This window comes from Mesorhizobium sp. B2-3-15 (assembly GCF_006442875.1).
Classification (GTDB): Bacteria; Pseudomonadota; Alphaproteobacteria; order Rhizobiales; family Rhizobiaceae; genus Mesorhizobium; species Mesorhizobium australicum.
In genome coordinates this window covers 135,932-149,391 of sequence record NZ_VFVO01000013.1, presented here as the reverse complement: position 1 = coordinate 149,391, position 13,460 = coordinate 135,932, and the positions used below count along the sequence as shown (strand labels likewise).

Here is a 13,460-nt window from a genome sequence, read left to right as displayed (position 1 = left end):
GGACGCCCGGACCCTTTGCCATCAAACCTCCTGCCAAATCCCATCTTCGGTACGGGCGACGTTCTGGAACAGCTCCTTGAAGCGCTCCGGAAAGAAAGTGCGGATCGGCACAAGCCTTGCAGCATTCACCGCAGCCGCGAACCGCTTTAGGTCATAGATATCTGCGTGCCCTGATGGCAACGGCTAGCCGAGGCCAATCCATCCGAGAACCGTCTTCCATACCCGTATCCACCACCTCGGCGTCCGATAGTAGGCTTCGCGCCTACGGTGGTCGTATTGCAAGGCGGTCACGGCCTGGGCAGCGCTCATGGAAGGCGCCCAATGAATCTTTCCGTCAGTGATGATGTAATGAGACCGGCAGGGCAGCTGTCCGTTGCCGATTGACGGCCAGACGGTAGGCTTTCCATCGCGCTCCCTGACACTCCACCCGGCCGGCCCGAGGGGAATCGGGACCTTGCTGCCGCAACCGCAGGCGCACAGGTGCACGGCGATCTTGTACTCGTCGGAGACGTACAAAACACCGGCCTCCGGCTCCCCGGGAACGTAGCGGACCTTCTCGAGGCGGAGTTCCGTCACTCGAGGGGCTCCGCAAACAGGTGTGGCATGACGGTGTTCATCAGCAATTGATAGGCCGGCAGCGCGTGCGCGTAAAATCCGCAGTGCTGCTTGTAGCGCAACATGGCGATGCTTGCGTTGAGGGCGTTGAGTTCGGCGATCTGGATGTTGAGCCGATACTCGTCGCCCGGCGGGTCGGTGAGGGGCACCAGCCCCTTGCCGCGGACTTCGGCGGCGTTTTCAGGCAGGAACGTGGTCGTGCGGACCATGCCGGCGAGTGCGCCGTTTTGGCGGACCAGCCCCATTCCGACATCGATGAAGGGAATGCCCAGACGCATGAGGAGGTCGAAGATTTCCGCCCGTGCGGTACCCTTGTCGACGCAGACGAACGCGAAGGTTACGCCTGCGAAGTCCGCCTCGCAGTCGCCGTCGATGGCTTTGACCTCGAAATGCAGCCCCTTGCGGAAGTTCTCGTAGCGCTGCCGGTAGACCTGCGCCTTCGGCTTGTCGAGCTCGTCCTGCAGCAGCCGCCCGGGTGAGCGGAACGCATTGTGAACGTGAAAGGGCTTTGGATCGAAGCCCCTGATTTCAAGCACATTGGTCTTCACGAGGAAGTCCAGCACATAAGCGCCGGTGCCGCCCAGTCCAATGACGGCGACCACTTCACGGGCGAACTTCGCGGCAAGGTCGCCGATCAGCGCACGGCTGGTCAGGGTGTCGCGAAAATGGAAAACACTTTCGGGGCCGGCATCCTCGTCGACGTTGAACGTGAAGGGGTTGGCCTCAGGGTATTTGTGAATAGCTGGCCCCGAGAGGATTGACAGGTAGTGCTCGATCTTGACGAAGAAGTCGGGCAGCCCGCCTGGCGGCTTGTTGGAAAAGGACCGCTGCACCACCACATCGGCCTTGGCTAACGTCACGCTTGCGGCGCCGCCGCCCAGAGAAGGTATCGGCTTGCCGTCAAGGCCGTGCGGCACGCCGCCGGCGAAAAACACCTGATGATCGACGGGTTCAACCCGCTTGCCATCGATGTCCTTGAGCACGGTCACAATCGCGCCCCAGCACAGGCTGCCCTCGACGTCGAGGTACGGGATGTCCCTTACGACAAGGTAATCGCTGTCGAGCCGGAGCGCGTAGCCCCGGTCGATCAGCTTTTGGATGTCGGCATTATGACTCGCTAGTTGGAATAACATGGAACTCCATCTCGTTCTTCGCCTTGACCGACCCGCCGGGCGCCAAAGTGCCTTCCTTGGGCTTGTCGCCGCGGGTGTAGGTCACAGAATAGATCGTCTGCGGATGCTGCGGGTAGGTCGGGTCGAAATACGTCACTACTTCCGCGTAGGTCAGGTCGTCGTTCTTCGGCACCTCGTGCGCGGTTCCGTTCACCACGATGGTGATGGTCTTGTCGTGATCGTCCTTCTTGTCGGCGGCGTCAGTCATTGTGTGTTTCCTTCTGTTAGCCCTTGGGAGGGTAGGGGTCGTTGCCGTACGAGTTGGAGTCGCGGATCTGGCCATTGGGGCGGTGGATCACGACTTCGCTGTATTGATTGATCGCGATGGCCCGGGCCGAAGAGATGGCGTCGGCCTGGGTGGGGTGAAGGGAAGTTGCACGGCTGTTGCCGGCGCCGAGCACCGCCCATTGTCCGTCACGAGGTACCACATGCTGATTTTTGCCCATGAAAGTCTCCGTTAAAACCTGTTTGCTACAAACTCGTACAACTATATCGTACGGTGAGGCTTGCGTCAATGCCCACGGTATGATGTTGTAATGCCTTATCAGACGGCGTGCCGCGCAAGCGTGCGCGCCGATATGACTCGTGGAGAAGGACTGAATGGTAGAATTGGCCGTCAAATTGAAGCAGCTGCGCCTGAGGAAGGCGAAATCCTTGCAGGAGGTCGCTGATGCGGTGGGGGCCTCCAAGGCGCATATCTGGGACCTCGAACGCGGCGCCAGCAAGAACCCGTCGCTGGTCCTGCTGAAGGGCCTTGCCGACTATTACAAGATTGGCGTGGCTGAATTGGTGGGTGAAGATCCGACGGGCGCAGAGGAAGAGCCTGACCTGATTGCCCTTTATCGCAACCTAAGCGAACTGGAGCCTGAGGATCGCGAGACCATAGCGCTCATTGCCGAGCGGCTGAAAGCCAGCCGAAAATCATGAAGATCACGCGGATGGACCTTGCCGACGCGGGCAGCCCCGAGCGCCTCGTTCTCGAGATCCTGAAGCTCGAGCCGCAGCTGCCGATTCCGGTGCCGATCGAGGAATTGTGCCTGAGACTGGACATTCACGAAATCGTGCCACTCACGACGCATAGCTATGAAGGCGGGCTCGTCACCACGCCCGACAAGTTCAACGGATCGATTCTTTTCAACGAGGCAAGCCCACGGGAGCGGCGGCGCTTCACCATCGCCCACGAGCTTGGGCATTTTCTCATCCCGTCGCACGTACCCTCGGCGGAAGGCCGCTTCCTGTGTAAGTTGCAGGACATGCGCGAGCTGAAGGGCGGGGAGTCGGACCGGCGCCTGAAAATGGAAGTAGAGGCCAATCGCTTTGCCTCGCAGCTCCTGATGCCGCCCCCGAAGTTCCGGATGGATGTCGCGGTCGGCAAAGACCCTGACATCCGCCAACTGTCGTCCATCGCCAAGAAGTACGACGTCAGCAAGGAGGCGGCCGGCCGCGCATACGTCAGATTTCGCGAAGAACCTGTCGCCCTCGTCGTGACGCAGAACGGCAAGTTGTTGCGCGACTATCGCGACTCGCTCAAGTTTCCCCGACTTGCAATCCCGACCGGGGCCATGGTTCCCGCACACTCGCTGCTGCATCGCCGGAAGCATGAGATGGGCGTGCCCAGTGAGATCGACGAGACTGACGCCGGCGTGTGGCTCCCTGTCGAAAGGGGTCGCCAACCCGCGCCGCTCTATGAGCAGATTCTTCTGCAACGGCAAGGTTACGCGCTGATCATGTTGTCGCGGGACGCAGTCGCCGCCGATGAGGAAGATGTTGACGAGGAAGCCGAAATGACCTCGGCAGAACGGCTCAAACGCCGCCTGTTTTCCGACCGGTGAGGACTCGCCTCTGGATCTCGCCGGGAAATCCAAGGGATTGGTGGAAGCCGTCACTTCATGCGGTCCGGCAATCCATCCAAAGAAGGTCGGCATCGCACTGGAATTCGGCAATCTCGCGGTAACCGTTCAGCCATTCGACCACTTCCTGGCCTTGGGCGGCGGGGGTGTCCGGCTTCCGCTGGTACCCACGATTTCACATCGGGCGCTGCTTCGATCCTTGGATGGCAGACCCCTGAAGGCCGCCAAGCTGTATGAATTCCTCGGCCAAATATGCTCCTTCCTTCGATTCGTAAAAGGGACGCGGGTTGGATATGGTGAGGTCCGCAATGCTGCAACGCACTCCATGCGGTCGTTCATCAAGTGGGCAGCAGGTGGCACGACCGCCAACGGGCAGACCGAATTGAAGAGCAAGCATTGCTGGCATCTGTTCCTATCCTGCTACTAGCCGACGCGATCGCCGGGCCAAGGATGGGTACCTGTTGACTGTTGAGGCACGGGGAGAGCTCGATCTGGAAGGGCAAATGCAGGCGATATTGCACTCGATGCTGCAGGGATGATCCGGCCTCGACCAAGTGATGGCATAAACCAGACTGTTCATCGACTGACTCAATATTCACTGCGACAGAGGCCCGACTGGGCAAAGCTGGTGAGTCCACAAACAGTTGGTGGCGATGCCTCGGCAGTGGCGGTCCGTCTTCTGGCGCTCATTGACTGCCTACAATGTCAGGTGAGCCGACAACCTTTTGTAGAATCTGCCGCTTGTTTGTTACAGCAACAGCTGCGACATTGAATACTTGGCGGCGCAAGTATTTTTTTGAAGGGGGGTATTGTGAAAATCCGCGAGGTCAAGGAGGCGCGCTGGGAAAGCGGTGCGCCGGCTATCTCCAGCCGACAATCGGTCGCTGCCGTGAGCAAGTCGGCGCGAGCGCAGCTGGCCGCAGCGGATCCAGCCATCGTCGCCATCCGCAATTTATCGTCCGAAGGACAGCGTCCCACGCGGATCGAGATGGAGGCGATGATCGAAGATTTCGATCTTGTCGATGCCAACTTCATTCCTCGCTGCAATCTGATCATGAACTGTATTGCCCGGTTGCAAATCGACTCTGAGCGGGGCCGAGAGCAAGCAACCGGATTCCTTGTCGCACCTGGCCTGTTGATGACCAATCACCATGTGCTTCCAAACGCGGAAGCGGCGATTGGCGGCCTTGCACAGTTTGGCTACTGGCACGACATAGCCGGCGGGGACAATCCGACCGTGACCTTTGCGATGGAACCCGACCGTTTCTTCGTCAACGATAAGGAGCTCGACTTTGCGGTGGTCGCTCTCTCTCCGACGGCGACCAACGGGGTTGCGCTGAGCGAGCGCGGTTACCTCAAGCTCAGCCCTGGCACTGGCAAAACGTATGAGGGCAAGTTCGTCACCATCGTGCAGCACCCCGACGGCGACTATATGCAAATAGCGCTCCGCGAGAACAAGGTCGTCACGGCGTCCCAGGAGGAGTTCGTCATCCGCTACACTGCCGACACCGCTCATGGCTCGTCAGGTGCGCCAGTATTCAACGACAGCTTTCAGATCGCGGCGCTTCACTCTGGCGGCCGGATCAAGCGCAACGAGGCGGGCCAATTCCTGCTCAAGAGCGGTGAATATGTCGCGAGCGTCGACGATCGCGATGAATCAGATGTGGTCTGGGAGTTCAACGTCGGCATTCGCATCAGCCGCATCTGTGCAATTCTACCCGAGATGGCAGCGGCGCAACCGGGGAGTTGGCGACCGGTCGTCGAGGCGGCAATGGCGGGCGGCGACGTGCTTAGCGCTGCGATCGCCAGAAAGGGCAACAGCAGCGCGCCGATTTCGGATGGGAGGGAAGGTAAATTGGTCGAGGAAGTGACGCAAAAGCCTGCAGTCTCCGCAGCCGGATCGGTGAGCGATGGTTTGGGCGGGCTTATCCTGCCGCTGGCCCTCAGGGTGAGTTTGGTCGGCGCGCCTAGTGACGTCGCGCCTGTCGTCACGGCGCCAGAGAAAACGACCGTCAAGGCCGAGCCGCTCGTCGACTCTACCGAGGCGGCGACATTCCAAATTCCGGTGATCTTCGACAACCTGCCGAGCCGCCAGGGCTTCAAGCGCAAGTTTCTGGGCAAGAGCGTCCCCATGCCCAAGTTGACGCCTCAGGGGGAAGCAATCGCGGCACCGCTTCTCGATGGTGGTGGGACCGAGCTGAAGTACAACAAGTTCTCGATCTGGATGCACGCCGAGCGGCGTATAGCGCTCTTTACCGCGTCCAACGTCGACTGGCGCGACCGGCTGTCGACGAAAAGCCGACTGACCGGGACACGCTCTGCGGGTTCCCTCCGGACAAGAGGATCTACGAGCAATGGGTGACTGATCCGCGGATCGCTGCCAGACACCAGCTCCCCGACATTTTCTTCACCAAGGACTACTACAAGCCCGGGTCGGAGGCAGGCGCATTCGACAAGGGCCACATCGTGCGGCGCGACGATGTGTGCTGGGGCGACACTTTCGACGACATCCAGATGGCCAACGGCGACACTTTTCACGTCACCAACTGCTCACCGCAGATCGGTGCCTTCAATCAGGCCCCTAAGGGAGAGGATAACTGGGGCGATCTCGAAGTGTTGGTCCAGAAGCAGACCGGCCCTGACAAGGACAAAGAGAAAGTCGTGATCTATGCGGGTCCAATATTCGGCGCCAAGGATCGTTGGTTCAACGGACGAGACGACGACGGCGGTATCCGCGTGCAGATACCGCGCGCCTATTGGAAGATCGTGGTCAACAAACAAGGCAGCGCCGCCGGTGCCTACGGCTTCGTCCTCAAGCAGGATGTTATCCCGTTCACGGAGGATGAGTTCAAGATCACGCCCAACTGGAAGGGCGAGCTTGAGCGCATCAGCGCCATCCAGGACGCGATGCGTGGTTGGATCGACCTGTCCGAACTGATCGCCATCGACAAGTACGACGAGGCAATTTCCAACCCAGACATAAAGTAGGTCCGTGTGTGAACAATAGGCGGATGAGTGGAAGGAGAGAGTTGAGGCACGGAATTGGTACTCAACTTAGAGCGAAGTTTCTACAATGGAAAGGCGGCCTCACCACCCGCCTGAGGCTTGTTCGCGAAGCCAGAGCACCGGTAGTGGTTGCCGCCGTTTCTGCCGCGGCCCTGACTTTTCCCGAGCAGACTCATGAGATTTACCGGGTTCTTGCTTTGGATACACAAGGCCAGGTCGGTCCGTTGATATTCGCCCTTGTGGCGCTGCTGAGCCTGGCGGTCGGACTTTCGCTACTCGGTTTGGCCCTCACGCAACCTGGCAGTCGATTTAGAGCGGCGTTGGTGGCTGTGATCGCTTTGCTACCATTTCTGGGCGCCGCCAGCGGGCTTTTCCTAGCGGGATCGAGGACAAAGGTCATGGGCGCGGGGCAACCTGCCGGCGCGCTCGATGGGGCCTTTTCCGCAATCTTCGATTCGATATCCGACCTTCCCTCGAACCTCGTGTTAGCCGCCCTCTTAGTGGCATTTCTGGGTGCGCTGGTCGCAGCCCTTTTCCTGTGCGTCGGGCGAACGTTCCGTCCGCGTTTTGTTCGGATCCTCGGTCCGATATGCGGCTTGGGCTCAGTAGGTTGGGTCGCGTTTGCACTTGCCCCGTACCGACTCCCTGTATTGTTGGGCAGCATGGCCATAGTGCTCTTCTTTTTGCTGGTTACAGGAGGGTTCCTGAGCGTCCTTTTTCGGTTACGCGACCGTTGGAACATTCCCGCTTTCTCCATCCTGCTGATCGTCGCTGTCTACCTTTCGTGGTTGAACGTCAGCGACAACCATATTCCGTCGAAGGTGCGACGTCCCGAGGGTGCCGCAGGTGTTCAACCGACTGCCGCAGCGCTCTATGCTTGGCTCTCGGCTCGCGGTGACCGCGATCATTTCCTGAGTTCGGGACGTCCATATCCGGTATTCATCATCTCCGCGGCAGGCGGCGGGCACTACGCCGCAGACTTTGCCGCCACATTCCTTGCTCGCGTTCAGGATCGCTGCCCAAGCTTCTCCCAGCACATCTTCGCAATAAGTTCGGTTTCCGGCGGTTCAATCGGCGCGGGCGTCTTTGCGGCGCTAGCGAAGTCGTTTGCCGCCAACGGGCCCTGGGCCGAATGCGCCGTTGGTACGATGGCCCCGGGCATGTTCGAGCGAACCACGCGCCAGATTCTCGATCGCGATTTCCTCGCACCAGTGATGGCGTCGATGCTCTTCAGCGATCTGCCGGCGACGTTAGTTCCAGCGTTGATTTCGCGCCACGATAGGGCTGACGTCTTCGACACCGGACTCGAGCGCGCATGGAGCGATGTACTGCCGGCCATCCAGAATCCGCTATCTGCACCCTATTTGGGTTTCTGGAGGCCAGATGGTGCTGCGCCGGCAATCTTGGCGAACACGACTCAGGTCGAAAACGGTATGCGCGTGGTGGTGGCACCGTTTATGTCAATCGACGGCCCGCTGGAGGCAGGCACACTCCATCAGAGAGCGCGCTACACGCGCTATTTTAACGGCGAGCTCGTCGATGACGGATGGGAGGCGTTGGGTGCAGACGAGGACATTAAGCTTAGCACCGCACTGGGGCTGAGCGCCCGTTTTCCGTGGGTCATGCCGGCGGCCCGCTTCATCACCAGCAGAACCGAGTTCCGGCTGGTCGACGGTGGTTATCTTGACAACTCCGGCGATGAAACGGCGTTTGACCTTATCATGGAGCTTCGTCAGGTTCAGCAGCTAGGTGGAAAGCTCACGATTGGGCAGGTGCCCCCTTTCGAAGTCCATTTGATCACGCTCACGTCGGAAGGCGTTCTGCGGCCGGGAGCAGTCGAGGGATTTGGTGACCTGCTTTCGCCAGTGCGCACGCTCCTTGCCTCGAGGATCACGAGGGCCGACATGGCGACCCATCGCATCAGGACGCTTCTAAACCCCCAGCACGGTTCGACAGCGGGAACCACAGGCGATTTTTCCTCACCGTCTCCCCTCGTCAAACTGAATGCCGCATTGTCCCTGCCGCTCACATGGCAGCTAGCCAATGCGACGCAGCGAATGATATCGGCTCAGGTCGGTGATGCTGCTTCCTGCAGGCATGCGGCTGTCATCGAGTTGCCCGAGTTGCGTGCCGGCACACCGCCATCCGATGAAGAGTTAATTCGCCATATCAGTGATGCTGCTCTAACCAACAGCTGTGTCGCATGCTCAATCAATTTTCGGCTGTCAGGAACCGCCGCCCCGATGGGACGGCCTTGCTCCAGTCCGTGAGGCGCAATCGCATTAGATATGACTTTAGCGGGCGTTATTGGTCGGACAGAAGAGGGAGGGGTGATTGCGCTATATCGACAGACGCCGTGTCGCAGGTCCTGCCGCCCTGCGATCGACTTTGGCGCAGGACTATCGTGTCCGGGTAGATCGATATCTCAGTCAGGGAAATCGAGGCGAGCGACCGCCCAAGCTGCCGTTCGAGGTGCTGGAAGACCGAGAACTTCGTCGCTCGCTTGATCGCCTGTTTGAAGGAGCCTGCGCATACTGCGAGACGCCAGTGACCACGGGGGGCGAGATCGACCATTTCCGACCACAGCAGGGTGCGGAAGGTGGCGATGGGGAGGTGCACTACCAGCACTACTGTTGGCTCGCGCTCGACTGGGCGAACCTCTATCTTGCATGTCCGGACTGTTTGCGGGAGAAGCGCAACCGCTTCCCCGCGGACCCCCGCGGACCCATCCGACGCTCCGTCGCACAACTCCGCAACATCGAACGCGAGACCTTGATTGACCCGTGTGCCGATCTTCCCGCAGACCACTTCTCCATCGATCACCGGGGCAACCTAATCGGCAAGACGTCGCGTGGGGAGATGACGATCGACATCCTCGACCTAAACCGGCCGACCCTTATCGAGGCGCGTAGCGGGGTGCTACGGGTCTTTCTATCGCCACGCCAACCTATGTCGGCGCGGATCGACAGGCTCCTGCCTCGTGCCCCGTACTCCGGTGCTGCCTGGCTCGCTCTCCTCGAACGGTTTCCGCCTTACTTGGCACGCGCGAGGATGCGGCGGCGGCCGACGAACAGGCGGACTCTCGGCAACCTAATCACCAACGCCTTCAGCCCTGAAGACCCAGACTTGATCGACGATGGATGGCGGCCTGATGAAGGACGCCGACGGCGCCGCTACGTGCGCCGCGTATCGGTCAGGCATTTTCGAGGCCTTGTCCAAGCCGTCCTCGAGTTTCCTCCGCGCGGCAAGGAGCAGGTCAAAGCGGCCGGGTCGGTGGTAGTGCTCGGCGACGACGGCGTTGGAAAGACGTCCGTGCTGCAGGCCGCCGCACTCGGTTGTCTCGGTCCGGAACGTGCGTTGGATGCCAACGTCACGCCGAACTGGTGCCTCACCGAAGGGGAGGAGGAGGGCGAGATCGTCGTCGAGTTCTGGGGAACAGAGCGTACAAACCGCGTTTCGTTCAACTCCTCGTCGCCGGCGTTCGACGGCCACGCGCAGGTGCCTGTGATGGTGCTTGGATACGGTGCATACCGTATGGCGGCGCGGCGCGAGCTGACCCATCGCGGCAGCGAGTACGAGCTCCGCATCCAGAGCCTCTTCTCGGAGCGTGCGCTCGTGAACGGCGCCTTTGGACTTCGCCAGCACCTCAGACGAGCGAACGGCGAACCCGATGTCGAGCGACTAAACGACGCGACTCGCGCCCTCAACGCCGTACTCCGAGGCAGGGCGAAGGCAAGCTTGGGCGCGGGCAACCGACTAATCGTGGATGAGAATGGACGAGCCCAACCGCTCGATGAGCTTAGTTCAGGGTTCAAGAGCATCGTTGCGATCACGGCCGATATTATGGATGTCATGTATGAGGTGTGGAACGGGATGACCTCCGCGCAGGCGTTCATCCTGATCGACGAAATCGATGCCCACCTCCACCCGTCGTGGCGGCTGGCAGTGGTGGAAGCCTTGCGTGAGACATTCCCACTTGCACAGTTCCTGATGACAACCCACGACCCACTTCCGCTGCGCGGGTTGATCGAAGGCGAAGTAGTCATCCTCGACCGCGGCGAGAACGGAACCACTATCGAGCGACCTGCTGTCCTCGGATTGGACGGGATGAGCGTCGACCAGATCCTGACGTCCGACCTGTTCGGCCTGACCACGACGTTCGACATCACTACTGCCGACCGGCTGGCCCGGTACTATTCCCTCCTTGCGCGGCCGGTCCGTTCGGAAGCTGAAGACCAGGCGCTCGTCGCTGCTGAGGCTGCACTTCCGTCGGCAGTCCCGCTCGGCGACAATCCGCGCGAGAGGCTCATGTACAGGATCATCGACACCTATCTCTCTCGCCATGAGGGCTCGCGAGTCGAAAAGATGAGCGTCCAGACCATCGACGAACTCGTAAACCTCTTCGAGCTCGCCGAGAGGGATGCAATCGAGCAAGATACAAAGCGCGAGACATGATCAGGCGACCGCGTCACCTTGTGAACGCGCCGGACGTCCTCGCAGACGTCGGCTCGCCGGCGGCCGCAGAACGGCAAGCGGCACACGAATACTACAACGCTTTACCTCTGCCGACCGCGAGCATGACGTTCAGCGCATATGGCAACGACGAGGTGAAGCACCGTCTCAACGAGCTGTCAATTACAAGTGCGCATACTGTGAAACAGACTTCGGCCCAGGGATGCCTGTCGATGTAGAGCATTTTCGCCCAAAGGGACGCGTAGTCGGACCGGCTGGTAACCTGCTATTTCCAGGCTATTGGTGGCTCGCGTCGACATGGGCGAATCTCCTGCCATCTTGTATCGACTGCAACCGAGGGCGATGGCACCAATTGGACGGTTCGCACTATAAATATGGCAAGGAAAACCTGTTCCCGTTGAAGGGAGGTGCGATGCCGGCGACCACACCGGCCGCTGTCGCCACTGAAGAACCCCTGTTAATCGATCCCGCCGCCGAAGACCCCGCCGCGCATCTGAACCACGTCTACAAGCAGTCGCCGTCGGGACGCAGCGAGAGCGTCGTCGAGCCGACCATCGGTGCGCTCGGGGCGGAGGACCCAAGGGGCCGTGCTTCGATCGAAATCTACGGACTGAACAGGCCACGGCTTGCATATTCGAGAAAGCGGATGATCGAGCGGATGAAAAGCGCGATCGACAACGTCGAATTACTCTACAGCCTAGCGGACGACGAGGATCACCAGGCAAAAAAGGACAGGCTCAAGGAGAATGGAAGACTAGCGCTGAACCAAATCGTCCGGGACTACCTCCATTGGATGAACCCGTATGCCGCCTCGTGTCGCGCATACTTCCGAAAGTGGCTCGAAGACTTCCGCTCGAACGGATCGGCGCCCTAGGCGCGAGGAGAGTCACGTCGACGAGCGAGGGGTCGCTGAGTATGACCGCCGCCGCATTAGCCAAGTCATTTCATCATTTTCAGTTGGTGTTCCGCGATGTCCGCTTCTGCAAGGGCCTTATGCCCGGCGGGTTACGACCCACATATTTGTTCGAACCTCCCGAGGTCACGGTCAATCTCCTGTCAAGACGAACTGGGTTACGTTCCGAAGGCGGCTCGGTGAATCGCGCGCAAATGATTTCAATCGGTGGCTACCATAGAAGCTGCATGAGGGAGCCGGTGATTTGGCTAAAATAGCCCACCGAACTGTTGGGTGACGACCAGATGTCCACGGATTTTGTTGAACTTAATCGCTGGTTTGCTCCGATCCGCAGAGATCAGGAACTCAATCCTGAATACGGGGCGCATTGGGGCGCGCGGCTATGGGAGAAATCGCATCAGTTCCGGCCGATGAACGAAGCTTGCAAGAACGCCAAGATCGTTCCGGCGATCGGTTTCCATGGTCTTCGGCACACTTGGGCAAGCCTTTCCGTCATGAATGGAATGCCGCTTTTGGTGGTGGCAAAGAACCTGGGGCACACTGATACGAGGATGGTGGAAAAGCACTACGGTCATCTGGCGCCGTCCTATGTGGCCGATGCGGTGAGGGCAGGGGCGCCACGGTTCGGCACCGTGCAGAATACAAACGTCGTCTCGATGGGAGGGGTTTAAGCGATGACCGTTGAATGGGTCCCCTCAAATTTGCGGTCGCCATGTTGGAAACGACACTCATTCCGGCATCGGAAAAATCCGAACGCCTCTTGCCATATGCTCGGGCCGCTCGCTCGGCCGATCGGTCAAAGTTTGCGCGGGATATGTTTCTGTCATGCTGGCGATCGGGAACCGTAGCTGTGCAAGCCGGAACGTTAGGCGCCGCCGCCAATGTCGATTTGCCGTCATCGCTTCATGAGCAAGCGGTGTTCGACTGGTCATCTGATGGTGTAACCATCGATCCCCGACGCGGCGAGGAAACTAATCCGCACGGGCATCCACGTTACGATGATCGTGGCCATCTCACGTTCGATCCGCCATCTATGGCCCAAGCTCATCCGGCAGTAGACAAGGATCTCCTGGCGGTACAAATCGGCACCGACGTTCAAGTTCGAAAGGCCGATCTCGATGCATGGGTCGAGTACTGGAGCGTGTCCAAACAGGCGGTTGTTGCGGCCGATGATCAGGTCCGCACCGACATTGATCGCGCCAGTTCCAAGCAACCAGCATTGCCGACCAAATCGGCAACCGTTGCCGATTCGCCGATGGCGCGGCGGCGAGGGCCTGCACCGCAAAAACTTCTCAGTGTGAAGGCGGCGATGGCCGATTTCGACCGGGCCATTCTCGACACCATGACCGAGGAAGCCATGGCCGCGCAGTTTAAAGCTTCCCGCGATACTTGCCGCCGCGCTCGTCGGGAATTGTCGGAGTTTAAGTGAAA

At 59.8% G+C, this 13,460-nt stretch carries 13 protein-coding genes; 10 read left to right on the top strand and 3 right to left on the bottom strand.

The features are described from left to right. Positions 1 to 572 precede the first annotated feature (572 nt). The 3 genes from FJ954_RS24835 to FJ954_RS24825 are packed head-to-tail and all read right to left on the bottom strand — an operon-like array spanning position 573 to position 2,233. A complete protein-coding gene (locus tag FJ954_RS24835; RefSeq protein ID WP_140663880.1) occupies positions 573 to 1,748 on the bottom strand; it encodes a ThiF family adenylyltransferase in 1,176 nt (391 codons plus the stop codon). Continuing rightward, a complete protein-coding gene (locus tag FJ954_RS24830; RefSeq protein ID WP_140663878.1) occupies positions 1,723 to 1,995 on the bottom strand; it encodes a multiubiquitin domain-containing protein in 273 nt (90 codons plus the stop codon). The genes FJ954_RS24835 and FJ954_RS24830 overlap by 26 nt, the downstream gene beginning before the upstream one ends. 16 nt (positions 1,996 to 2,011) lie before the next feature. Further along, positions 2,012 to 2,233: a DUF2188 domain-containing protein gene (locus FJ954_RS24825; RefSeq protein WP_140663875.1), complete on the bottom strand. Its 222-nt coding sequence runs from the start codon at positions 2,231 to 2,233 to the stop codon at positions 2,012 to 2,014. A gap of 154 nt (positions 2,234 to 2,387) precedes the next feature. Between FJ954_RS24825 and FJ954_RS24820 the strand changes: the two genes are divergently transcribed. The 10 genes from FJ954_RS24820 to FJ954_RS24775 all read left to right on the top strand — a co-directional run bounded on the left by FJ954_RS24820 (position 2,388) and on the right by FJ954_RS24775 (position 13,458). Then, positions 2,388 to 2,714, top strand: coding sequence for a helix-turn-helix transcriptional regulator (locus FJ954_RS24820; protein WP_140663872.1), 327 nt, complete (start codon positions 2,388 to 2,390; stop codon positions 2,712 to 2,714). Further along, the gene (locus tag FJ954_RS24815; RefSeq protein ID WP_140663870.1) at positions 2,711 to 3,619 is read left to right on the top strand and encodes an ImmA/IrrE family metallo-endopeptidase; all 909 of its coding nucleotides are present in this window, start codon (positions 2,711 to 2,713) and stop codon (positions 3,617 to 3,619) included. The genes FJ954_RS24820 and FJ954_RS24815 overlap by 4 nt, the downstream gene beginning before the upstream one ends. A gap of 37 nt (positions 3,620 to 3,656) precedes the next feature. Further along, positions 3,657 to 4,064 (top strand): hypothetical protein, encoded by a 408-nt coding sequence (locus FJ954_RS31730; RefSeq protein ID WP_181174547.1) that lies wholly within the window; start codon positions 3,657 to 3,659, stop codon positions 4,062 to 4,064. Between the two features lie 384 nt (positions 4,065 to 4,448). After that, positions 4,449 to 5,999 carry a serine protease gene (locus FJ954_RS24805; RefSeq protein ID WP_140663868.1) on the top strand — a complete coding sequence of 517 codons (1,551 nt, stop codon included), beginning with the start codon at positions 4,449 to 4,451 and terminating at the stop codon, positions 5,997 to 5,999. Continuing rightward, entirely contained in the window at positions 5,996 to 6,625 is a 630-nt protein-coding gene (locus FJ954_RS24800) for a DNA/RNA non-specific endonuclease (RefSeq protein ID WP_181177917.1), read from the top strand. Before FJ954_RS24805 ends, FJ954_RS24800 begins: the two co-directional genes overlap by 4 nt. Before the next feature lie 23 nt (positions 6,626 to 6,648). Next, positions 6,649 to 8,913: a hypothetical protein gene (locus FJ954_RS24795; protein WP_140663862.1), complete on the top strand. Its 2,265-nt coding sequence runs from the start codon at positions 6,649 to 6,651 to the stop codon at positions 8,911 to 8,913. A 64-nt stretch (positions 8,914 to 8,977) separates the two neighbouring features. Continuing rightward, entirely contained in the window at positions 8,978 to 11,098 is a 2,121-nt protein-coding gene (locus FJ954_RS24790) for an AAA family ATPase (protein ID WP_140663859.1), read from the top strand. A gap of 370 nt (positions 11,099 to 11,468) precedes the next feature. Continuing rightward, positions 11,469 to 11,990 carry a hypothetical protein gene (locus FJ954_RS24785; protein WP_140663856.1) on the top strand — a complete coding sequence of 174 codons (522 nt, stop codon included), beginning with the start codon at positions 11,469 to 11,471 and terminating at the stop codon, positions 11,988 to 11,990. A gap of 323 nt (positions 11,991 to 12,313) precedes the next feature. Continuing rightward, complete coding sequence (locus tag FJ954_RS24780) at positions 12,314 to 12,700, top strand: tyrosine-type recombinase/integrase (RefSeq protein ID WP_140663854.1); 387 nt, start codon at positions 12,314 to 12,316, stop codon at positions 12,698 to 12,700. A gap of 14 nt (positions 12,701 to 12,714) precedes the next feature. Then, positions 12,715 to 13,458 carry a hypothetical protein gene (locus FJ954_RS24775; RefSeq protein WP_140663851.1) on the top strand — a complete coding sequence of 248 codons (744 nt, stop codon included), beginning with the start codon at positions 12,715 to 12,717 and terminating at the stop codon, positions 13,456 to 13,458. Positions 13,459 to 13,460: the final 2 nt, after the last annotated feature.